The organism is Vagococcus fluvialis, assembly GCF_003337315.1.
Taxonomy (GTDB): Bacteria; Bacillota; Bacilli; order Lactobacillales; family Vagococcaceae; genus Vagococcus; species Vagococcus fluvialis.
In genome coordinates this window covers 82,864-104,363 of the sequence record NZ_QPJV01000005.1, presented here as the reverse complement: position 1 = coordinate 104,363, position 21,500 = coordinate 82,864, and the positions used below count along the sequence as shown (strand labels likewise).

Here is a 21,500-nt window from a genome sequence, read left to right as displayed (position 1 = left end):
ATTTAAAGTGTAGGTGAAAGGGGGATTTTTTTGTCAGTGGGATTAAAGCAGTATCAACCTGAAATAAAACCAAGAGAAAAAGCTAAAAAATATGGTATTGAAGCATTAAGTTACCAAGAATTAATTGCGATTATTTTAAGGACAGGTAATAAGGATAAACATGTTTTAGATTTATCCAATGAGGTATTACTAAATTTTGATAATTTATTTGAACTAAAGACAGCTACTATTGAGGAGTTAAAAGAAATAGAAGGCATAGGGCCAGCTAAAGCAATTGAAATACAAGCAGCTATTGAACTGGGAAAAAGATTAACAATTGAAGAAAGACAGAAAAAGGGACAAATTTTATCTAGTGTAGATTTAGCAGAACAATTAATTTTAGAGATGAAAGATTACGAGCAAGAACATTTTATGGTGTTATATTTAAATGCTAAAAACGAGGTCATCAAGAAGAAAACACTCTTTATTGGGTCACTAAACCAATCAGTAGCACATCCTCGCGAAATATTTAAAATTGCAGTAAAAACCTCTACTGCAAGAATGATAATCGTTCATAACCACCCGTCTGGAAATCCAAATCCTTCTAAGCAAGACATCGCTTTCACAGAAAGGATTGTTGAGTGTGGAAGATTAATGGGAATTGATATATTAGACCATTTAATTATTGGAGAAAATAGCTATATCAGTCTAAAAGAAGAAGGGATTATTTAATAAAACGTTTTCTTTGTCTACTTGCATTTCAAGATTAGTTGCGTTATGATTGATGTGTAATTTGCTTTTGGAATAAATAGAAGTTGTCAGACATATCGTTTTAAACACCTCTATCGACCGAAAACAGTTATTACAAAATATCATTTAGTGCTTTACGGCACGAGGAGGAAATAAAATGGCTCAAGGAACAGTAAAATGGTTTAACGCTGAAAAAGGATTCGGTTTCATCCAACAGGAAGAAGGAAATGACGTATTCGTACATTTCTCAGCTATCGAAGGTGAAGGATTCAAGTCTTTAGAAGAAGGTCAAGCAGTTACCTTTGAAGTCGAAGATACAGATCGTGGACCTCAAGCAGCTAACGTACAAAAAGCTTAATTTAAACCTAACTAAACAAAAGTGTAAGTAGATTTTTCTACTTACACTTTTTTTCGTTGTATATAAAAACAGGGTGGGTCAAAAGTCGTTTTGCTCTAAGCAACTGGAGGAACTAAGGAACAATTGGCTTTTCCAATTGATCCTTAGTTGTGAAGTTGTTGAAAGAGCAGACTTTTTATCCCCTGACTAGTAAAGAAAGTTCAGAACAAATAAAAAGAGACTGACATTTGAGTCAGCCTCTGATTAATTTTAAAAAATGCTTCTGTTACAACCTTAGTTAGCTTCAAGGACAACTGGTAAAATCATTGGATGGCGTTCGGTTTTTTCCACAAGGAAAGGTTGAATCGCATTAACAATAACTTCATTTAACATAGCTTCATTACAATCTTTTTGTTTTAAAGCTTTACGAATGGTGTTAAATAATAAACGTTGTGATTCTTGAATTAAGTCGCCAGATTCTCTCATGTAAATGAATCCACGAGATAAAATATCTGGACCAGCAACGATTGTTTGGGTTTTGTAATCAACAGTAGCAACTGCTAAGACTATACCATCTTCAGAAAGAATACGTCTATCTTTAAGAACAATGTTACCAATATCTCCGATACCATTACCATCTACATACACATCGTCAGCATTAAAATGACCAGCTCTTCTTGCTGAATCAGCGGTTAAAGCAAGAACATCCCCATTTTCTAAAATGAAGCAATTCTCTTTTGGGACACCTGTAGCTTGAGCAGATTGGGCATGGACGTTTAACATACGATACTCACCGTGAACAGGAATAAAGTATTTAGGTTTTAATAAACGAAGTAATAATTTTTGTTCTTGCTGCCCACCATGACCTGATGTATGGATGTTATTCACTTTACCATGAATAACATTAGCGCCAGCTTCAGATAAAAGGTTAATCAAACGGTTAACACTTGTCGTATTCCCTGGAATTGGAGAACTAGAGAAAATAACCGTATCGTCTGGTTGAATTGAAATTTGACGGTGAGTACCGTTAGCAATACGACTAAGTGCTGCCATTGGTTCACCTTGAGAGCCAGTACATAAAATCATAATTTCATTTGCTGGGTATTGATTAATTTCACGACTATCAATAAATGTATCATCAGGTACTTTGATGTAACCTAATGCACGACCATTTACCATAGCATTTTCCATACTACGACCAAAAACAGCAATCTTACGACCTGTTTTAACAGCTGCTTCAGCAGTTTGTTGTAAACGGAAAATATTAGAAGCAAAAGTAGCAAAAATTACACGACCTTCTACTTTTTCAATAATACGTAAAATAGAATCACCAATTAGTTTTTCTGATTTTGTAAATTCTGGAACTTCAGCGTTTGTACTATCTGATAGTAAACAAAGAACACCTTCTTCACCAAGTCTAGCCATTTTATGTAAGTCAGCAGGCTCTCCAACTGGTGTAAAATCAAATTTAAAATCACCAGAGTAAACCACATTACCAGAAGGTGTTTTAACGATAACACCGTTAGCTTCTGGAATACTATGAGTTGTACGGTAGAAACTAATAGATGTTTTTCTAAATTTGATAACAGAATCTTCGTTAACTTCATGTAGTTCAGCATCACGGAGTAAACCATGTTCGTCAAGCTTATTACGAATTAATGCCATAGCCAAAGGACCAGCATAAATAGGAATATTAGCTTGTTTTAAAAGAAATGGAATACCACCAATATGATCCTCATGACCATGAGTGATAACCAAAGCTTTTACTTTGTTTAGATTTTTAAGTATGTATTGATAATCAGGAATCACGTAGTCAATTCCTAATAGGTCATCCTCAGGAAATTTAATTCCCGCATCAATCATAATTATTTCATCTTGGAACTGTACACCATATGTGTTTTTTCCAATTTCACCAAGTCCACCGATGCCAAAAACACCTGTTTCATTGTTTTTTATTTGAACTTTCATAACTATTCAAACTCCACAAGTTTGAAATCAGCATTTTCTTTTTCATAGTCTAAGTGATTTCCATCTAATTCTTGGATTAATTCGATGTTGTATGGTGTGTTGTCTTCGATAATTTTTCTAGCTTCAACTGATGATGAAGCTTCCATATAAAGAGATACAGTTTTTTCTCTTTGTGGGCTACGTGCTTTGTCTTCTTGATAATATACTTTATAGATCATATAAAAATCCCCTTTAATTGTTTTTTTAGTGAGTAATTATTTTTAAACACAACAAACTGAGGTGCTTTCACACCTGAGTTTAGATATGGTTACATAAAAAATCAGCTAATTATGCAACGTGATGTCCTTTTTGTGTTTCATTAATATGATAAAAATTCACCGTCTTGAGATTGGATTTTAAATCCAACATTTAGATTTATTCTATCATAATCATAACAAGATGTATAGAAACATTCACTCAAAACAAAAACGAACAATCATGTAAATGATCATTCGTTTGTGATGTTTTTAATGTAAAATATCTTGGTATTCTGGATGACGATCAAATTCTTTTTTAGCAAAAGGACACAGGGGCATAACTTTTTTGTTATTTTCTCTGGCATAAGCGACACCTTGAGCAACAAGTTCATTAGCAATTCCTTGTCCGCGAAAAGCATTGTCAACAAAGGTGTGATCAATAATGATTAATGACTCTCCAGCGTTACTCCAAGTCATTTCTCCTGCTTCTGTGTTGTTATCAGTTAGAGCGACAAATCTTTGACCATCTAGTACATATTTCATATTTAATTCTCCTTAGAACGATATTTTAAAGCGCCTGTGGGACATTGATTAATGACAAATTCATTTTCTTCGTTTGTGCCATTGTTGGCAATAATCCATGGACGTCTGCCAACCTCAAAAACTTCTGGGTTTCCTTTAACACACTTTGCAGCATGTTCACATAAATCTTTGTTGTAGTAGATATCCATCGTGTCACCATCATACTTTCTGTAGCCTGATTCTAATAGTTCTTCTTCTGAGATAGTTGCTTTATTAGGAAATTCCATCGTTTAGTCATTTCATGTTGAGTTATTTTAATTTAATTATAACACGTTTTTTAGAATGCTATTCATAAAAATGTTATATTTGTATAGAAAAAATTATCTTAGAATAAAACAAAAAACCATAGGCAATAATGAAAAAAATATGGTATGTTTAAAGGAATTAATATTATTTTGTAGTTAGGAGATGATTGAATGAAAACAATGTGGCATTATGCCATGCGTCAAAAGGGACTCCTCTTATTAAATACAATATGTGTATTTGGTTTTGTTATTATTGAGCTTGGTCTACCAACACTTCTTGCTAAGATGTTAGACGTAGGGATTGTCAATAATGATTTTGAGTATGTAAAAAAAATAGGTGGCTATATGATTGTAACGATTGCAGTAGGGATCGTTCTTTATTTAGGACTTGCAGTAGTTGGGGCAAGATTAAATACTCGCTTAGTTCAAGATATGAGAAATGATATGATGGCAAACATTCAAGATTTTTCACATCAAGAATATGAAAAAATCGGTATGTCTTCCTTAATCACTCGTACAACCAATGATGCCTTTCAAGTAATGGTATTTATGGGAATGATTTTACGAATGGGCTTTATTACACCGATTATGTTTACTTCAAGTATTATTATGATTGTTAGAACGAGTCCATCATTAACAGCCTTTGTCATTGGAGCCTTACCATTTTTACTTGGTGGTATTTTAATTATTGGAAAACGTTCAGAACCACTATCTAATAAACAACAAAAAAATCTAGATAATATTAATATGATTTTACGGGAAAACTTAATGGGGTTACGAGTAATCAGAGCTTTTGTAAACGAACCTTTTGAAGAAGAGCGTTTTGATAAAGTCAATCAAGATTATACAGCCAGTTCTAAAAAACTATTTAAGTTAATGGCAGCAGCACAACCAGCCTTTTTCTTTCTATTTAATATTGTTATGGTGTTAGTCATTTGGTTTGGTAGTATTCAAATTAATGCAGGAGATTTGGCAGTTGGAAATTTAATTGCCTTTATCGAATATATTTTCCACGCACTTTTCTCATTTTTATTATTCTCATCAGTATTTATGATGTATCCTCGAGCTGCCGTATCTGCAAGACGTGTTCAAGAAGTTTTAGATATGGAACCAGCTATTAAAAATCCAGTAAGTGGCGTTAAAGAAACTGAAACAAGTGGTGTATTAGAGTTTAAAAATGTGTCATTTGCTTATCCAGGAAATTCAGAAAGTCCTGTGATTAGAGATGTTAGTTTTAAAGCCAGTCCTGGAGAAACTATTGCATTTATAGGTAGTACAGGTAGTGGGAAATCAACTTTGATTCAGTTAATCCCGAGATTTTATGATGTGACAAGAGGAAAGATCCTGATTGATGGTGTCGATGTTAGAGAGTATGATTTAGCGGCTCTTAGACAAAAAATTGGTTATATTCCTCAAAAAGCCTTACTATTCTCAGGAACAATAGAAGATAACTTAAAATACGGTAAACCTGATGCAACAGAAGAGGAAATGAGAAATGCTCTTGATATTGCTCAAGCAACAGAGTTTATTTCCCAAAAAGAAAAAGGATTACTTGAACCTATTTCAGAAGGTGGTTCAAACTTCTCTGGTGGACAAAAACAACGTTTAGCAATTGCCAGAGCCTTAATTAGGAAACCAGCTATTTATGTCTTTGATGATAGTTTTTCAGCACTGGATTATAAGACAGATGCAACACTTAGACAAAGATTAAAATCTGAAACAACAGAATCAACTGTTTTAATTGTGGCTCAACGAGTAAGTACAATTATGCATGCTGACAAAATTGTTGTTTTAAATGAAGGTGAAGTTCTTGGCATGGGAACTCATAGAGAGTTACTTAAATCATGTTCTATCTATTATGATATTGCTTCATCTCAATTAACAGAGGAGGAATTAGCATGAAAAAATCATTAAAAACAATGACTAGATTATATGCCTATATCTCTCCTTATAAAGGAACTTTTTTCTTTGCTATTTTAATGGCAATTACAGCGATTGCTTTAAACGCTGTGTTACCTTTTGTGACAGGTTTACCAACGACAAGAATTGCTCAAAATATTAAAAATGGTGAGTCTGTTGATTTTAATTATATTTTCAAAATTCTGGTTATTTTATTTATTATTGGTGCATTATGGAGTGCAGCAAACTTTTTATCACAATTGTTTATGACAAATGTGGTTCAACATTCGATGAGAGATTTAAGACATGACTTAGATCAAAAGATAAATCGATTACCAGTTTCTTATTTTGATAAAAATAAATTTGGAGATACCTTATCTCGTGTGACAAATGATGTCGATGCTGTCAGCAACGCTATGCAACAAGGGTTTATTGCGATTATTAACGCTGTATTAGGAATAGTAATGGCTATTACAGCCATGTTATTAATTGATACGAAATTAGCACTGATTGTGATGCTGATTATCCCGTTATCAATTATTATTTCAAAAGTTGTGGTTAATATTTCTCAAAAATATTTTAAACAACAACAAGATTCTTTGGGGAATTTAAATGGTTTTGTTCAAGAAAATTTAACCGGTTTTAGTGTGTTAAAACTCTATGGAAGAGAAGAAGAAACTTTAACAGACTTTAAAGAAGTTAATCAAAAATTAGCTCATAATGGTTTTAGAGCAGCTGCTATATCAGGTTTAATGATGCCTTTAGTAAACTTAACTGCATATAGTGCTTATATTGGAGTAGCTGTGGCAGGTTCTTACTATATTATTCAAGGAACTTTATTACTTGGTAATCTTCAAGCGTTCATTCAATATGTTTGGCAAGTCAGCCAGCCAATGGGACAAATTACTCAGTTATCCTCTGTGATTCAAAGTGCCACTGCTGCGACAAAACGTGTTTTTGAAATTTTAGATGAACCAGAAGAAATCATTAATGAAGTCGATATTCCTTTACCAGAAGTTATTGAAGGGAATGTTACTTTTGAAAATGTGTCATTTAGTTATGACCCAAATAAACCATTAATTCAAAACTTTAATGTAGAAGTTAAGGCAGGGCAAACAGTAGCCGTAGTTGGTCCAACAGGTGCTGGTAAAACAACTTTAATTAACCTCTTAATGCGTTTTTACGATGTAACTGAAGGTGCAATAAAAATTGATGGTATTGATACGAAAGAGATGAATCGTAGTGATGTGCGTTCATTATTTGGAATGGTTCTTCAAGATGCTTGGCTTTATAATGATACGATTGGTGAAAATATTCGTTTTGGTAAATTAGATGCGACAGACTATGAAGTAGTGGATGCAGCAAAGACAGCCAATGTGGATCATTTTATTCGAACAATGCCAGATGGTTATAATATGATGATTAATGAAGAAGGGGATAATGTTTCTCTAGGGCAAAAACAATTGTTAACAATTGCTCGAGCTGTTATCTCTGATCCTAAGATTTTAATATTAGATGAAGCAACTAGTTCAGTTGACACGAGACTTGAAGGATTAATTCAAAAAGCGATGGATAGAGTCATGGAAGGTAGAACAAGTTTTGTGATTGCTCACCGTTTATCTACGATTCGTGATGCAGATTTAATTTTAGTGATGGATCAAGGCCAAATCATTGAACAAGGGACACATGAAAGTTTATTAGAGAAAAAAGGTTTCTATGAAAAACTATACAATAGTCAATTCCAAGAAGAAGCAGAATAAAAGGTTTCAATATTATTTTGTAAGTTAATTTATTTACTATTTAAAATCTGTGGTATAAGCCAAAACTTATGCCACAGATTTTTTTAGTGTAATGACTCTTGACATTTTTACAATATATATATAAAGTATATATATATATTGTATTTTTAAAAGGAGAAACGAAAAGTGACTGAAATGAATAAATGGAATCAAGCTTTAGTATTTGGAGCAATAACAAGAGTAAAATTACAACATATATTAGATAAGTTAGCAGAAACAGAAGATTTAACAGGCCAACAAATGGTTGTTTTGCTAGGATTACGTAATAACGGTGTTTCTAGTGTTGGTAAAATTTCAGACACTTTTTTATTAAAACAAACTAACGTCTCATCACTAATCAAAAAAATGGAGCAAACTGGATTACTTATGAGACAAAGAAATGGAGAGGATGTCAGAATAGTTGACCTTTCTTTAACAAAAGAAGGGAATGAAAAGGTAGATCGATTGATTGAAAGAATTGAAGCAAGCTATCAGAAATTGAAAGATGATAACAGTGTTCAATTTGAATTTGAAGAACTAAGAAAAAGCTTTTTAGATATATCACAAATTATTGATTATTTTTACAAACAAGAATTTTAAGAAAGGGTCGATACTATGAATATTTTATTAGTATTTGCAGTTATTATTTTAGCTACAAAACTTTTTGATAGTATAGCAATAAGAATGGCGTTACCAGCAGTTGTAGGGAGTCTGATGGCGGGGATTTTGATAGGACCAGCGGGGCTTAATATAATTCAAACTAATAGTGGAATAGATATTTTTGCACATATTGGAGTTATATTACTTATGTTTTTAGCAGGATTAGAGTGTGACCTTGAGATATTAAGAAAATATTTCAAACCATCTTTAATTGTAGGGACACTGGGTGTGTTTGTTCCTTTTATCTTATTTAGCTTCGTTTCTATCATGTTTAATTTTCCCGCATCTGAAGCTCTAGCTATCGGATTGGTTTTTGGAGCAACTTCTTTAAGCATTACGATACAAGTTTTAAAAGAATTAAATTATGTCCAAACAAAAGAAGGAGCAGTTATTGTTGGAGCAGCTGTATTAGATGATATTATTGTCATTATACTACTAAACGTTATGTTAAATGTGTTTGCAGATGGATCAACTTTAAAAGCACTTGTACCATTAGTAATTGGTAATATTCTCTTCTTTGTTTTAATTTTCTTAATTCATAAATTAGTGATGCCTATATTAATTAAGTTAATTAAAACAATGGAAGCACCAGAAGTTCAAATGGGATTATCATTAGTCCTATGTTTAGCTTTAAGTGCATTTGCAGAAACTATTGGCATGTCTGATATTATTGGAGCATTTTTTGCAGGTATATTAATTTCTCAAACAGATGTTGCTCACATGATTGAAGAAAAAACTAATAGTTTGACACAATCAATCTTTGCTCCAGTATTCTTTGTGAGTATCGGTTTGAAATTAACGTTATCAGGTTTAAGTAATCATATCTGGTTAATAGTAGCCTTTACATTACTTGCTATTGCTTCGAAATTTATTGGTGGTTTCTTAGGGGCTAGAATGAATGGTTTTAATCCAATGAGTAGTGCCATTATTGGAACAAGTATGGAATCAAGAGGCGAGATGGCACTGATTTTACTTAGTTTAGGATTAGAAACAGGGTCCATTCAGTCTGAAATTTATGGAGCTCTAGTAATTGTTATAATTGCTAGCACAATTATAGCACCAATTATGTTGAAATCACTGATTATAAAAAGTCGTGAAACTTCAGTGTAGAAGATTTTACTACTGAGAGGCAAATCATAAAAGGAGAGGTTGTGACATATTTATGTCGTAACCTCTCCTTTTTTTATTTATTACTCTTTATGGGCTTCTACAGTAATTGTTTGGTTGCTATCTGTTGGTGTTTCTAAATAGTCATAATCAGCCGAAATCGTAATAGTTTTAAAGCCGGCTTTTTCTAATAGTAATGTAACCTCAGTTAGTCCGTACCAACGAAGTAAGAATGGTTGGAGTTCTGTTTTGATTAATTCACCATTTCTCCATTGAGAATAGGTGAGATGTGAAACAATTTGTTGTTTTAACCAATCGATCTCAACTATTTTTTTCTCTAAAGTAATTAATTCCTTGTCGCTAACTTCAAAGGTACTGATTGAAGTTTCATTAAGCTCTGGATAAAATGGTAAATCCAAATCAAAGATAAGTTTACCTTTTGAAGTTAAATGATTATAAAAGTTTGTTAAGACTTTTATAGCTAATTCTTCTGTTTCGATTAAGCAAAAAGTCGAAGTCGGCATAATAATACCTTCGAAAGTTTCATAGCCCAAATTAAAATCAATAAGGTTTCCTGTATGAAGTTCTGCTTTTAGTTGGTTAGTAACTAGGTTTTGTTGACACATAGCAAGCATATCAGAAGAGGCATCAATACCTACTACATCTAAATTTTCCTCAAGTAGTGGTATTAACATTCGTCCACTCCCAACACCGGCTTCAAGAATTTTCCCAGTTATCCCCTCTAGTCTTTCAATATAATAATCAATATCGCCATTAATTGAGGCACCGGCAGGTTTTGTCAGCTCATAAACTTTAGTGGCTAAAGAGCCGTAATTGTTATACATAGTGTGTGCTCCTTTAACAAAAGTAATTATAGTTAATCTATTCTTTATATAAATATGACACATTTAGAAGAGAAAAAACAGAGTGAGAAAGAAAAATAAAAGCATGTTATACTTACCAGTGATAAGAAATAGGGAGATTTTTATGGCAAAATATGAAGCAGTTGAAGTAGTAACTTTTAAAGAAAGACAGAATCGTTTTATTGCAACTTGTGTCAAACCAGATGGTAAAGAGATTGTAACTCATGTAAAAAACACAGGACGATGTAAGGAATTATTGATACCCGGCGTTGAAGTGGGGGTTAATTTTCAAGATAAAGCGACAAGAAAAACCAAATATGATTTAGTTGCTGTAAAAAAACAGGATGCTTGGTTTAATATTGATAGTCAATTACCTAATAAATTAGTTGAAGAAGGAATCAAGCAAAACTTGATAAAATTTGATATACTCAAAGGAACAATAAAAAGTTATAAGCGAGAGTTTACTCATGGTGATTCTCGTTTTGATTTTTTAATTGAAACAGATAAAAAAGAAAAATTATTACTAGAAGTTAAGGGAATGACTCTAGAGGAAAAAGCTCAAGGCTCTTTTCCTGATGCACCAAGTGTGAGGGCTTTGAAACATGTTTTAGGTTTAATAAAAGCTAAAGAAGAAGATTATTTAGGAGCTGTTTTATTTGTTGTCCAATTTGAAACAATCGATTATGCAACTATTAATAAAGAGATGCAGCCAGAACTTCAATTAGCTTTTGAGAAAGCAATCAACTCAGGTATTGAAGTTTGTGCTTATAATTGTATCGTCTCACCAGATACAGTAAAATTAAACAAAAAAGTTCCCTTTAAATTAATTTAGAAAAAGAAATAGGAGTAAAGAGATGACAATTGTAAAAGAATTTCCAACTAAGTGGCAAGAAAAATGGGAGCAAGAAGCTTTTAAGAACCCAACAAAAATCCAAGAGCAGATGTTTGAACCTTTAAAAAATGGAGAGAGTGTCTTGGGTATTTCTCCAACTGGTTCAGGAAAAACATTAGCTTACCTATTACCTCTTCTTTTAAATGTAAAAAAAGGTGAGGGAAATCAGTTACTAGTTTTATTACCATCACAAGAACTAGCTTCTCAAGTAGCAGATGTTGTAAGGGAATGGATTTCTCCACTGGATATTAAAATTCAAACCATTATTGGTGGGGCTAATGTTTCTCGCCAAATCGAACGATTAAAAAAACGTCCGGAAGTGTTAGTCGGAACACCGGGGCGTGTTTTAGAGTTAATTAAAACGAAAAAAATTAAAGCTCATTTAATCAATGCTTTAGTTTTAGATGAAGTAGATGACCTAGTTTCTCAAGAAGACTACAATGCAGCCAAAAGTATTATGAAAAGTGTGATGGCTGATACTCAAGTTGTTGCTGTTTCAGCTACTGGGCAAGTTATTATTCCTGAGATTGATACATTATTTAGACAAACACCTGAAATTATTGATGTTACTAAAACAGATGATACAAAAGGTGAAATCAAACATTATTATTTACTAACACCAACTAGAAAACGCTCTGATAACTTAAGAAGATTGGCACACGTGAAGGATTTCAAAGCCTTAGTGTTTTTCAATCAATTAAGTGAATTAGGTGTGGCCTCAGAAAGATTAGACTTTTTAGGCATTAGACATCGTACCTTAGCATCAGATCAGCATCAAACTGAACGAAAAAAAGCGATTGAAGATTTTGAAAACAACAAAGTGCCATTATTATTAACAACGGATATTGGAGCAAGAGGGCTTGATTTTTCAGACCTTCATTATGTTGTACAATACGATATGTCTATTAACGCTGAAAATTATGTCCACAGATCAGGTCGTGTTGGACGTATGGGGAAATCAGGGGAAGTTATTACTTTAGTGAATGACCGTGATGTTCGAGAGCTTAGAAAAATGATGCGCCAATTAGATAACCAACTAGCAGAAATTTTTGTTAGTCATGGTCAAATTGTTGAAGAAAAAATTGAAGGTGAAGAAGAAGTAATGACATTAAAAGAAAAGAAAAAATCACCTTCACCAGAAGCTAAAAAACAATCAGCAGCTCCAAAAATGGAAAAACAAGTAAAACCTAAAAAGAAAAAAAATCGAACAAATCGTAACAAAAATAAAGGAGCAAGTTGGAAATAGGCATTCATTAGGGGGAAGAGCATGTCTAGTCGAAAAAAACAAATATTTCAAATATTAGAAAATTCAAAAGAACCATTAAGTGCAACAGAAATTGCAGACCAATTAGATGTCGATAGAAGTAATGTCAGTAGGTTATTATCAGACCTACACAAAGAGAAAAAAATTGAACGTATTGAAGGGCGACCAGTACTCTATCAGGTAAAGAAAAAAGCTAAAGTTCAAAAAGAAACTAATTTGGTTTCTTTTGATCATTTAGTAGGAAAAGATGAGTCACTTAAATTATCAATCCAACAAGCAAAAGCTGCTATGTTATACCCACCACGAGGTTTACATACCATTTTATTTGGAGAAAGTGGTACTGGGAAATCTTTATTTGCAGAATGTATGTATGAATTTGGCTTAAGTTCAGAAAGCTTACCAGAATCAGCACCTTTTATTTCTTTTAACTGTGCAGACTACGCTCAGACACCACAATTACTATTTAGTCATATTTTTGGTGTCAGAAAAGGTGCTTTTACAGGTGCCGATGAAGATAAGTCTGGTTTGATTGAAAAAGCTGATGGAGGTATTTTATTCTTAGATGAAATTCACCGCTTACCACCAGAAGGTCAAGAGATGCTATTTACATTTATTGATAAAGGTGTATACAGGCCCCTTGGTGAAAGTTCTAAAACTTATGAAGCAAGTGTTCAGATTATTGGAGCAACGACTGAAAGTTCAGATGTTTTTTTGGCAACATTCAATCGTCGTATTCCTATGAGTATTACACTACCTTCATTAAGAGATAGAACTCTAGATGAAAGATTTGAAGTCGTGTCTTTATTCCTGACTCAAGAAGCAAATCGCTTAAACAATCGCATTGTCGTTGACCGAGATGTCTTACTTGCTTTTATGTTGTATGAAACAGAAGGTAATATTGGTCAAGTTAAGCGCGATTTGAAATTAGTTTGTGCTAAAGCTTTTCTACATTATAGAACCAATGAAACAACTCATTTAAGTGTTGGCATTAGTGATTTACCACTACCAGTGCAAAAGGGTCTCTTGAAAATTAAAGAGATTGGTGAGCGGACAGATCGTTTCTTTGATAGCTCTATGTCCCATTTAACTTTTGATCCAGGTGTTAATAATGTTGTTTGGACACAAGATAAAATGCAAAACATGGATGTTTATTCTACTATAGAAGATAAAGTTGCCTCACTTTCAAAAGTTGACTTAGAAGACATTGATTTAGAGAGTCTAATTGAAAATAATTTGAATCAGTATTTTGAAGTCTATGTTAATGAGTTATCACGTAATGATATTCATAAAGAATTAATCGATCCTAAAATTTGGCAATTAACAGATCGTTTGTACGATATTGCAGAAGAAAAATTAGACAGATCTTTTAATGAGCGCACTCGTTTTACTTTTTCAATGCATCTTCAAAGTACCATTGAACGTATTAAAAATAATAAAACTATTGTTCATCCAAACTTAAATGAAGTTAGAAAAAAATACTTAGCAGAATTTCAAGTAGCCATCGAACTCTCAAGTTTAATTGAAAAAGAATTTGCTATTGAAATTCCTTTTGATGAAATAGGCTTTTTAACGATGTTTTTAACTTTAGATATTAGTGATGATATTGAAAAACAAGATAACAAAGTAAAAGTCTTCCTTCTAATGCACGGTAAATCAACTGCCTCAAGTATGTTAGAAGCAGTTCAAGATTTATTAGGCATAGAGTCAGGTGTTGCATTTAATATGCCATTAACTATGGAAGTTACTCAAATGTATGAAATTGTTAAGAATTATGTGAATCAAAATAAAGAAGAGCTATCTAGTGGTGTTCTGATTTTAACAGATATGGGTTCACTGAATTCATTTAGTCACATGTTAACTGAAGAAACAGGGATTGTAACTAAAACAATATCTATGGTAACCACATTAGTCGTATTAGAATCAGTGCGTATGGCAAGTGTTGGAAGAAGCTTGAAAGAAATTTACCAAAATATTCAATTATCATTTGAGTCAGCTGTACATGCTCAATTTAGAAAATCAGGAACCTTGAAAAAGGCTGTTGTTGTTACCTGTTTTACAGGAGAGGGCGTTTCAAATAAATTAGCAGAACGTATCAAACCTGTTATGGACACAGAGAATATTCAAATTATTCAAATGCAGTTTTTAGAAAAATCAGCCTTTAGATTAAGAATTGATGATTTAATGGATACCTATGAAATTAAAGCAATCGTAGGAACAGTAGATATTGAGTATCAAAATATTCCGTTCTTTTCAGCCTATGATATTTTTAAAGATGAGCAATTAACAAGGTTAAGACAACTTGTTAGTAAAGAAATTTCCATTGATGAGCTTTCAGCTTCTCTAGATGGGGCTATTAAAAGTGTGCCATCTCTTTACGAATTGTTATCTGAAACAAAAAAAATAACAGAAAAGATTGAGAATGATTTATCTCTTGTCTTAGAACCTGGTGTTGATATGGGAATTATTCTCCATCTAAGTTTTTTAGTAGACAATTTATTAACAGATAAACATCCAAGACTCTTTAATGAGCTAGCAGAATTTAAGAAAACATATCGCTATGAGATGGATATTGTTAAAATGAATTTAATTATTATCGAAAAAAAATACAATATCGAATTACCAGAAGACGAAGTAGCCTACGTAACCGAAATGTATTTAAAGAATAAAATTATGAATTAAAAGTATTTTTTTAGACGTTTTGCTCTAAGCTACTGTAGAAGTTGCTTTTTGACACTTTCATTACTAAAATTAATAAGATAACAAACATTACGAAGGTTGTAACGTTTGTTATCTTATTTTATTTAACTTAATAAAACTTAAGAAATAAAACATATCTTATTAATAATATCGTGACATTCATTTTGTATAATAGCATTAACTTAAACAAATGGATGTGAATAAAAATGATCAATCGAAAAGTGAAGACCAAATGGAAAACAGAACTCAGTGATATTATCTTAGTGATTGCTTTAGTCATAACTATGATTGCTATCATTTTTTCTAATAAAGATTTAGCCTTTGTCTTACTGATGCTCTTAATAATTGTCTTACCAGGGAGTTGTTTCTTATATTGGTTAGATTTTAGAAAGCAAAATAAGGATTAACTTTTCCTATCATAGAAACTATAAAGCCATTAAACACACAGAACAAATTATTGTTTTGGTGATTAATGGCTTTATTTATTTTTTAATAAAGGATTAATGAACAGAATCAGTATATACTGTACGAAACAAGTTACACACTAATAAAGTGTGTAACTACAAAATGACACAAGATTATCTTGTTATAACATTATAATGTAAGGGTTTTACAGAGATTGAAAGTTGGCACAGCACTTGCTTATATAAAAGTAAGTCAGCGTAAAGGAGGACAGAGTCAGTTGGTTTTTAGGTTAAAATTAAAAGGGGGAAATTAAGGAATGAATGGTTTAGCAAATTGGATGGAGAAGTACATTTTGCCAACAGCAGCAAAAATAGGTTCAGAGAAACATTTGGTAGCATTAAGAGATGCGTTTATCAGCATGATGCCAGCAACAATGGCAGGAGCAATCGCAACATTATTAAATGCCTTTATGCGTGATTTTCCAAATACATACATGGGGCCGGATAATGCTATTACAACATTTTTCCAACCAGTAATTGGAGTTAATGGAATTGTTTGGACAGGTACCTTAGCTATTATGGCAGTTGTGTTCTCTGCTTCATTTGGTTACAACTTAGCGAAAGCTTATGATGTGGATCCTTTATCTGGAGCAATTGTGTCTTTAGTATCATTTTTCATGGGAATTCCACAATCAGCTTCATTAGCAATGACTCTTGAAGGAACATTAGCAAAAGATGCTGTTAAAGTATTAACAGACTCAGGAGCTACAGTAACAACAGCAGATGGTGTTCAAACATTAAACACTGCTGGCTGGGGATATTTCAAATTTAGCCAGTACATGGGAGCATCAAGTTTATTTACAGCAATTATCTTTGGTTTTATTTCAGTATTAATCTTTGCTTTCTTAATGAAAAAAAATATTATTATCAAAATGCCTGAAAGTGTGCCACCTGCAGTATCAAAAGCATTTGCTGCGATTATTCCAGGAGCTGTAGCACTTTATGTTTCAGGAACAGTTTACTTCTTATTTGAGAAATTTGTAGGAATGCCAATTATTGACTGGGTATCAGAAAGTATCCAAAAACCATTAATCGGTCTTTCTCAAGGTTACGGTGCCGTATTTATTATCGTATTATTAGTTCACGTGTTATGGTTCTTTGGTTTACATGGTACAAATATTATGGGGCCCGTGTTACAATCAGTATATGGTACAGCAATGGTTGAAAACAGTAATGCTTTCCAACAAGGTTTAGAAATTCCTTACAAATGGGTAGCAGGATCATTTGAAGCCTTTGTATGGCCTGGTGGAGCTGGTGTAACTTTAGTATTATTAATTACAATTTTAATCTTCTCAAAACGAGCAGATTACAAAACAGTTGGTAAACTTGGAATTGGACCTGGTTTATTTAACATTAACGAGCCAGTAATGTTTGGTTTACCAGTTGTATTAAACCCAATCTTAGGTATTCCATTTATCTTAGCACCACTTGCAACAGCAACAATTGCTTACTTTGCAACAATGGCAGGATTAGTTAAACCTGTAGTAGTTAACGTTATTTGGGTAATGCCTACAATGATTAGTGGTTTCTTAGCAACAGCTGGAGACTGGAGAGCAATCGTATTAACAGCTGTTAACTTAGTTGTTGCCTTTGTTATCTGGGCACCATTTGTTATTGCAGCAAACAAAACACAAATTGATGAGTAGAAGAGGTTTTATTAATGATTGAAATTAGTTCAGCAATGCAACAAGATGCTATCAAAGAATTACTAGATGGTAAGGAACTTGATGGTGTGACATTTAACTTTGAAAAGAAACAAGGAATTAAATTATTATTTAACGTAAGTACAGATGATGCTGACGCGGCAGCAAAAATTGCAAAAGAAGCAATTAAAGAAGAAGCTTGGGGAAAAGTGTTATACTTCCAAGCAATCGGCAAATAAATAAGTAAGTAAGTAAGAAGGGAAGAGGCATCATGGAGAAGAATGGACTACTATTAGTTAGTATCGGCTTAATTGTTTTTGTACTAAGTGCCAATGCGCGACTAGGTACTTATGACTTTCTAAGTATGATCACAGCATTTTCATTAATGGCTGCAGGGGGATTCATATATAGAAAAGGAAAAAAGAAAAGAGGCGTGAACAATGAAGATAAGTAAAGAGTTAAATATTCCGGCCACTTATTTTTATAATAAATTAGTAGAATCTGTTCTTTATGATGTGAGAAAAAATACTGGAGAAGGAATTAATGAGACTGATTTAGAAGGAGTGGAATATGTAAAGCAATTTGGTAGCAAAGATTTTGCCAGAGTCACCATCGAAAAACTCGTGCCAAATACAGCATATGCTTATTCAACATCAACTAATCGTAATAACTTCAACGCTTCCTATGAAATTAAGCAAACTGGTGAGCAGAGTTGTTTAGTTGAGTATGAAGAAAAAATGATTTCTCACGGAACACTTCAAAAATTTAATGATAGCCTCTTCCAATTTGTTTTAGGTAAAATTAAGAAAAAACGTTTCATAAAAATGTTAGAACAAATGGAAGAATCTTACTAAAAGTTACACACTAGTGCAAGTGTGTAACTTTTGCACTTGCTAGTGGGTAACAATAAAGGTTGATATCTCGCAATTGTGTCAAAAATAAAGTTGGCACGTTAATTGCTTATATATAAGTGTAAATAAAATTAGGAGTGATTAATATGTCAAAAAAAACAATCATGTTAGTATGTTCAGCTGGAATGAGTACTAGTTTATTAGTGACAAAAATGGAAAAAGCTGCTGCAGATAAAGGTATGGACGCAGAAATTTTTGCAGTATCAGCTTCTGAAGCAGATTCTCATATCGCTAAAGGTGAAATCGACGTTTTATTATTAGGACCACAAATCAGATTCATGAAATCTCAATTTGAGAAAAAATTAGAAGGAAAAGATATTCCTTTTGAAGTTATCAACATGGCTGACTACGGAATGATGAACGGCGAGAACGTTTTAAATGCAGCAATCAAATTAATGGGTGAGTAATCACCAAAAATTTTATTTTTAAAGGGCAAGGGGTAATACGAAATGGATGAACAAAATTTAGAAGCAATCATGGGCTTAATCATGAACTCAGGTAACGCAAAAAGTGACGCTATGGAAGCTATCCAAGCAGCTAAAGATGGAGATTTTGAATTAGCCGATGCAAAAATCGTATCTGCTGGTGAATCATTAACTTTAGCTCACCAATCACAAACAGGTCTTTTAACAAAAGAAGCTCAAGGTGACAACATGACAGTTACTTTATTAACAGTACACTCTCAAGACCACTTAATGACATCTATTGCTTTTAAAGATATCGCGGTTGAAATCATCGAATTACACCGTCGCTTAAGTGCAAAATAAAAAAGGTTATCACAAGAGCTTTTAGCTTTAAGAAATAAGAAGGAAATCACGAAAATTACTTTTCAAATTTTTGTGGTTTTTTCTTATTTTTGAAAAGCTACTCTTGTTATACTGTCTATTAAACAAGAGATTATTTTAGTCTCTTGTTTTTTTTATTCAAAGGAGTAAAATAATAAAGGTATATGTCCCCTTAGTTTAATGGATAGAACAAGGGCCTCCTAAGCTCTAGATGTAGGTTCGATTCCTACAGGGGACGTAAATTGACTTTTGTTAATTTTTTTAATAAAATTAGATAAATAAATTAATTCATGTTAAATGAAAATAAAATAAGTGAGTGATCTTCATATGCTTCGAGGTATTTCTAAATAGCACATTTTAATAAGACTTGAAAAAACAAAGGCTTATTTGGTGTGCTCTAAAAGAAATACTCTCGAACTATAATTAGAAGGTTGTGAACAAGAGACTTCTATGGTATTTGCGATGAGTATTTTTGCGAACACAAATCCATAGAAGTCTTTTTTTAATGAAAAAAATTATTAATGTAGGAATTGTTGCTCATGTTGATGCTGGAAAAACATCTCTAACAGAAAGTTTATATAGTAAAACCCATTCTAATTATAAACAAGGAAGTATTAAAAAAGGAGATACTATTACTGACACGCTTGAATTGGAAAAAGAGCGAGGTATTACAATTAAAACTTCTTCTGTCTCTTTAGAGTGGAATGAAACGAAAATCAACTTAATTGATATGCCTGGTCATATTGAATTTTACGGTGAGGTAGTTAGGTCATTAAATGTGATAGATGTTGCTGTGCTAGTTGTTTCAAGTTTAGGTGAGTTACCAACTCAAACAAGAAGAATCTTTGATACCTTACAGGAGGCAAAGATTCCAACAATCTTTTTCTTAAATAAAATAGATTTAGAAACAGCAAGACCAGCACATATGATATCAGAAATTGAGAACAAATTAAGTTCTCAATTAGTTCAAGTGACGTTTCCTTTTAGTCAAAATAGTCGAGATATTCTAATTGAAAGTAGTTCTGAATTATTTGATAAATTTATGTCAGAGGAACTCATTATTGAAGAGGAGTTAGTTGAGCAACTAAATCAGTTAACAATCAGGAATAAATATTACCCTCTTATTTTAGGGTCAGCTGTAACAGGTGTGGGTGTTGAAACCTTATTAAATGTATTAAGTAATTTTGAATTAGAGAATAAAGGTGAGGGTAAGTTATCAGCTTATTTATATAAAATCACTTTTGTAAATGGCCAAAAACAAGCTTTCTTTAGATTGTTATCAGGCAGTTTATCCAAAAATCAAAGCTATTTGTTAAATAACCTAGAAGAAAGGAAAATGCCGCGATTTTTAATCTTACAAGATAACGAATTTGTTTTAGGAGACACGGTTCAAACAGGTGATATTTTTATGTTTCCAAAAGCTGACGATTTAAAGATTCAGGATTTTTTAGGAGAGCCGTTAAAGAATGAATTGACATTGCCGAGTCCAACTTTAAAAATTACATTTAAAATTAAGGATGAAGAACGCATGACCTTATTAGATTTATTAACAGAATTAGCAGAGGAGGATCCTTTACTTGATTTTGTTATTGATAAGGAACATTCAGAAATCTCAATGAAAATATTTGGACGAGTTCAAAGAGAATACATTGAAGAAACTTTACGTCGCCGCTATCCTTTTAAATCACTTAGTTTATCTTTACCAACAATTGTTTATAAAGAAGTAGTAAAAGAAATAGGCGAGGGGACAATTGAAGTAGATGAAGACTTAAATCCCTACTGGGCAACTATGACGTTAAAAGTTGAACCAAGTGATGTAGCAGGTATCCAATTTGATAGTCTGGTGACAACTGGTTATTTGAAACAATCATTTCAAAATGCTATTAGAGAAAGTGTTTTTGAATCAACTAAAACAGGTATTTATGATTTTGAGTTAACTAATGTGAAAGTGACTCTAACAGATGCTGAGTTTTTTAGCCCAGTCAGTACGCCTTCTGAATTTAGAAAGTTAACTCCTTATGCTCTATATAGAGGTTTGTTAAAAGCTAAAACAGTCATCGTAGAACCAGTAGTTGAGATAAGTGTCTCAGCTAATATTGAGTACTTAGGTAAAGCAATAAGTGAACTAGGAAAATTAAAGGGAAATATTTTAAATGTATCTGAGGTAGGAAACGAGTTTAACTTAATAGCGAAATTACCTCAATCACTGTTTTTGATTTTTGAAGAAAATAGTAATGAACTGTTTAATGGTCAAGCATATATTAAAAATAAAATTGTGTCTTATGAAGAAGTTTCAGATAACACTCTATACAACCGTGGAAAAGTTGATAGAGTGAAATCTCTTCTAATAAAAGAAGAAAATTAAAATGATTTTTTTATTTCTAATTGTTAATTATAGGAAAGATTTGGGTGAAGGCCCAAATCTTTTTATTTTCCTATA

At 32.5% G+C, this 21,500-nt stretch carries 22 protein-coding genes and 1 tRNA gene; 18 read left to right on the top strand and 5 right to left on the bottom strand.

The window, feature by feature from the left end; translation table 11 throughout:
* Nucleotides 1-36: 36 nt before the first annotated feature.
* The gene (gene radC / locus DFR54_RS06765) at nucleotides 37-711 is read left to right on the top strand and encodes a RadC family protein (protein WP_086341746.1); all 675 of its coding nucleotides are present in this window, start codon (nucleotides 37-39) and stop codon (nucleotides 709-711) included.
* Between the two features lie 175 nt (nucleotides 712-886).
* A complete protein-coding gene (locus tag DFR54_RS06760; RefSeq protein WP_086341319.1) occupies nucleotides 887-1,087 on the top strand; it encodes a cold-shock protein in 201 nt (66 codons plus the stop codon).
* Nucleotides 1,088-1,360: 273 nt separating this feature from the next.
* Here DFR54_RS06760 and rnjA read toward each other — a convergent pair whose 3' ends face one another.
* The 4 genes from rnjA to DFR54_RS06740 form a co-directional block, all read right to left on the bottom strand.
* Nucleotides 1,361-3,034 (bottom strand): ribonuclease J1, encoded by a 1,674-nt coding sequence (rnjA, locus tag DFR54_RS06755; RefSeq protein ID WP_114289583.1) that lies wholly within the window; start codon nucleotides 3,032-3,034, stop codon nucleotides 1,361-1,363.
* Nucleotides 3,035-3,036: 2 nt separating this feature from the next.
* A complete protein-coding gene (locus DFR54_RS06750; protein ID WP_086341321.1) occupies nucleotides 3,037-3,252 on the bottom strand; it encodes a DNA-dependent RNA polymerase subunit epsilon in 216 nt (71 codons plus the stop codon).
* A gap of 288 nt (nucleotides 3,253-3,540) precedes the next feature.
* A complete protein-coding gene (locus DFR54_RS06745; protein WP_086341322.1) occupies nucleotides 3,541-3,813 on the bottom strand; it encodes a GNAT family N-acetyltransferase in 273 nt (90 codons plus the stop codon).
* Nucleotides 3,814-3,815: 2 nt separating this feature from the next.
* On the bottom strand, nucleotides 3,816-4,079 hold the full coding sequence (locus tag DFR54_RS06740; RefSeq protein WP_114289582.1) for a (4Fe-4S)-binding protein: 264 nt from the start codon (nucleotides 4,077-4,079) through the stop codon (nucleotides 3,816-3,818).
* 189 nt (nucleotides 4,080-4,268) lie between these two features.
* Between DFR54_RS06740 and DFR54_RS06735 the strand changes: the two genes are divergently transcribed.
* The 4 genes from DFR54_RS06735 to DFR54_RS06720 all read left to right on the top strand — a co-directional run bounded on the left by DFR54_RS06735 (nucleotide 4,269) and on the right by DFR54_RS06720 (nucleotide 9,544).
* Entirely contained in the window at nucleotides 4,269-5,999 is a 1,731-nt protein-coding gene (locus DFR54_RS06735; protein WP_114289581.1) for an ABC transporter ATP-binding protein, read from the top strand.
* Nucleotides 5,996-7,756, top strand: a complete 1,761-nt coding sequence (locus DFR54_RS06730; RefSeq protein WP_114289580.1) for an ABC transporter ATP-binding protein — start codon at nucleotides 5,996-5,998, stop codon at nucleotides 7,754-7,756. The genes DFR54_RS06735 and DFR54_RS06730 overlap by 4 nt, the downstream gene beginning before the upstream one ends.
* 174 nt (nucleotides 7,757-7,930) lie before the next feature.
* On the top strand, nucleotides 7,931-8,374 hold the full coding sequence (locus DFR54_RS06725) for a MarR family winged helix-turn-helix transcriptional regulator (protein ID WP_227259510.1): 444 nt from the start codon (nucleotides 7,931-7,933) through the stop codon (nucleotides 8,372-8,374).
* 15 nt (nucleotides 8,375-8,389) lie between these two features.
* On the top strand, nucleotides 8,390-9,544 hold the full coding sequence (locus DFR54_RS06720; RefSeq protein WP_114289578.1) for a cation:proton antiporter: 1,155 nt from the start codon (nucleotides 8,390-8,392) through the stop codon (nucleotides 9,542-9,544).
* Between the two features lie 80 nt (nucleotides 9,545-9,624).
* Here DFR54_RS06720 and DFR54_RS06715 read toward each other — a convergent pair whose 3' ends face one another.
* A complete protein-coding gene (locus DFR54_RS06715; RefSeq protein ID WP_114289577.1) occupies nucleotides 9,625-10,386 on the bottom strand; it encodes a class I SAM-dependent methyltransferase in 762 nt (253 codons plus the stop codon).
* A 142-nt stretch (nucleotides 10,387-10,528) separates the two neighbouring features.
* On the opposite strand from DFR54_RS06715, the gene sfsA reads away from it, so the two are divergent.
* From sfsA to DFR54_RS06655, 12 genes are all read left to right on the top strand, one after another.
* Nucleotides 10,529-11,236: a DNA/RNA nuclease SfsA gene (sfsA, locus tag DFR54_RS06710; RefSeq protein WP_114289576.1), complete on the top strand. Its 708-nt coding sequence runs from the start codon at nucleotides 10,529-10,531 to the stop codon at nucleotides 11,234-11,236.
* Nucleotides 11,237-11,258: 22 nt separating this feature from the next.
* Nucleotides 11,259-12,542 carry a DEAD/DEAH box helicase gene (locus tag DFR54_RS06705; RefSeq protein ID WP_114289575.1) on the top strand — a complete coding sequence of 428 codons (1,284 nt, stop codon included), beginning with the start codon at nucleotides 11,259-11,261 and terminating at the stop codon, nucleotides 12,540-12,542.
* Between the two features lie 21 nt (nucleotides 12,543-12,563).
* Nucleotides 12,564-15,239 (top strand): sigma-54-dependent transcriptional regulator, encoded by a 2,676-nt coding sequence (locus DFR54_RS06700; protein ID WP_086341331.1) that lies wholly within the window; start codon nucleotides 12,564-12,566, stop codon nucleotides 15,237-15,239.
* A gap of 224 nt (nucleotides 15,240-15,463) precedes the next feature.
* The gene (locus DFR54_RS06695; protein ID WP_086341332.1) at nucleotides 15,464-15,664 is read left to right on the top strand and encodes a hypothetical protein; all 201 of its coding nucleotides are present in this window, start codon (nucleotides 15,464-15,466) and stop codon (nucleotides 15,662-15,664) included.
* 314 nt (nucleotides 15,665-15,978) lie between these two features.
* Nucleotides 15,979-17,367 carry a PTS sugar transporter subunit IIC gene (locus DFR54_RS06690; RefSeq protein WP_114289574.1) on the top strand — a complete coding sequence of 463 codons (1,389 nt, stop codon included), beginning with the start codon at nucleotides 15,979-15,981 and terminating at the stop codon, nucleotides 17,365-17,367.
* A gap of 14 nt (nucleotides 17,368-17,381) precedes the next feature.
* On the top strand, nucleotides 17,382-17,603 hold the full coding sequence (locus tag DFR54_RS06685; RefSeq protein WP_086341334.1) for a hypothetical protein: 222 nt from the start codon (nucleotides 17,382-17,384) through the stop codon (nucleotides 17,601-17,603).
* A gap of 32 nt (nucleotides 17,604-17,635) precedes the next feature.
* Nucleotides 17,636-17,818, top strand: coding sequence for a DUF3188 domain-containing protein (locus DFR54_RS06680; protein WP_114289573.1), 183 nt, complete (start codon nucleotides 17,636-17,638; stop codon nucleotides 17,816-17,818).
* Complete coding sequence (locus DFR54_RS06675) at nucleotides 17,805-18,218, top strand: DUF3284 domain-containing protein (RefSeq protein WP_114289572.1); 414 nt, start codon at nucleotides 17,805-17,807, stop codon at nucleotides 18,216-18,218. Before DFR54_RS06680 ends, DFR54_RS06675 begins: the two co-directional genes overlap by 14 nt.
* 143 nt (nucleotides 18,219-18,361) lie before the next feature.
* Nucleotides 18,362-18,682 (top strand): PTS sugar transporter subunit IIB, encoded by a 321-nt coding sequence (locus DFR54_RS06670; RefSeq protein WP_086341337.1) that lies wholly within the window; start codon nucleotides 18,362-18,364, stop codon nucleotides 18,680-18,682.
* A 42-nt stretch (nucleotides 18,683-18,724) separates the two neighbouring features.
* The gene (locus tag DFR54_RS06665) at nucleotides 18,725-19,042 is read left to right on the top strand and encodes a PTS lactose/cellobiose transporter subunit IIA (RefSeq protein ID WP_086341338.1); all 318 of its coding nucleotides are present in this window, start codon (nucleotides 18,725-18,727) and stop codon (nucleotides 19,040-19,042) included.
* A 184-nt stretch (nucleotides 19,043-19,226) separates the two neighbouring features.
* A tRNA-Arg gene (locus tag DFR54_RS06660) sits at nucleotides 19,227-19,298 on the top strand.
* A gap of 267 nt (nucleotides 19,299-19,565) precedes the next feature.
* Entirely contained in the window at nucleotides 19,566-21,425 is a 1,860-nt protein-coding gene (locus DFR54_RS06655; RefSeq protein WP_114289571.1) for an elongation factor G, read from the top strand.
* The last annotated feature ends 75 nt before the right edge of the window (nucleotides 21,426-21,500 follow it).

What these genes read in the sequence shown, in the direction of transcription:
- DFR54_RS06760 (WP_086341319.1), top strand. Translation starts at nt 887, where the DNA reads ATGGCTCAAGGAACAGTAAAATGGTTTAACGCTGAAAAAGGATTCGGT.
- rnjA (WP_114289583.1), bottom strand. Translation starts at nt 3,034, where the DNA reads ATGAAAGTTCAAATAAAAAACAATGAAACAGGTGTTTTTGGCATCGGT.
- DFR54_RS06750 (WP_086341321.1), bottom strand. Translation starts at nt 3,252, where the DNA reads ATGATCTATAAAGTATATTATCAAGAAGACAAAGCACGTAGCCCACAA.
- DFR54_RS06745 (WP_086341322.1), bottom strand. Translation starts at nt 3,813, where the DNA reads ATGAAATATGTACTAGATGGTCAAAGATTTGTCGCTCTAACTGATAAC.
- DFR54_RS06740 (WP_114289582.1), bottom strand. Translation starts at nt 4,079, where the DNA reads ATGGAATTTCCTAATAAAGCAACTATCTCAGAAGAAGAACTATTAGAA.
- DFR54_RS06735 (WP_114289581.1), top strand. Translation starts at nt 4,269, where the DNA reads ATGAAAACAATGTGGCATTATGCCATGCGTCAAAAGGGACTCCTCTTA.
- DFR54_RS06730 (WP_114289580.1), top strand. Translation starts at nt 5,996, where the DNA reads ATGAAAAAATCATTAAAAACAATGACTAGATTATATGCCTATATCTCT.
- DFR54_RS06725 (WP_227259510.1), top strand. Translation starts at nt 7,931, where the DNA reads ATGAATAAATGGAATCAAGCTTTAGTATTTGGAGCAATAACAAGAGTA.
- DFR54_RS06720 (WP_114289578.1), top strand. Translation starts at nt 8,390, where the DNA reads ATGAATATTTTATTAGTATTTGCAGTTATTATTTTAGCTACAAAACTT.
- DFR54_RS06715 (WP_114289577.1), bottom strand. Translation starts at nt 10,386, where the DNA reads ATGTATAACAATTACGGCTCTTTAGCCACTAAAGTTTATGAGCTGACA.
- sfsA (WP_114289576.1), top strand. Translation starts at nt 10,529, where the DNA reads ATGGCAAAATATGAAGCAGTTGAAGTAGTAACTTTTAAAGAAAGACAG.
- DFR54_RS06705 (WP_114289575.1), top strand. Translation starts at nt 11,259, where the DNA reads ATGACAATTGTAAAAGAATTTCCAACTAAGTGGCAAGAAAAATGGGAG.
- DFR54_RS06700 (WP_086341331.1), top strand. Translation starts at nt 12,564, where the DNA reads ATGTCTAGTCGAAAAAAACAAATATTTCAAATATTAGAAAATTCAAAA.
- DFR54_RS06695 (WP_086341332.1), top strand. Translation starts at nt 15,464, where the DNA reads ATGATCAATCGAAAAGTGAAGACCAAATGGAAAACAGAACTCAGTGAT.
- DFR54_RS06690 (WP_114289574.1), top strand. Translation starts at nt 15,979, where the DNA reads ATGAATGGTTTAGCAAATTGGATGGAGAAGTACATTTTGCCAACAGCA.
- DFR54_RS06685 (WP_086341334.1), top strand. Translation starts at nt 17,382, where the DNA reads ATGATTGAAATTAGTTCAGCAATGCAACAAGATGCTATCAAAGAATTA.
- DFR54_RS06680 (WP_114289573.1), top strand. Translation starts at nt 17,636, where the DNA reads ATGGAGAAGAATGGACTACTATTAGTTAGTATCGGCTTAATTGTTTTT.
- DFR54_RS06675 (WP_114289572.1), top strand. Translation starts at nt 17,805, where the DNA reads ATGAAGATAAGTAAAGAGTTAAATATTCCGGCCACTTATTTTTATAAT.
- DFR54_RS06670 (WP_086341337.1), top strand. Translation starts at nt 18,362, where the DNA reads ATGTCAAAAAAAACAATCATGTTAGTATGTTCAGCTGGAATGAGTACT.
- DFR54_RS06665 (WP_086341338.1), top strand. Translation starts at nt 18,725, where the DNA reads ATGGATGAACAAAATTTAGAAGCAATCATGGGCTTAATCATGAACTCA.
- DFR54_RS06655 (WP_114289571.1), top strand. Translation starts at nt 19,566, where the DNA reads ATGAAAAAAATTATTAATGTAGGAATTGTTGCTCATGTTGATGCTGGA.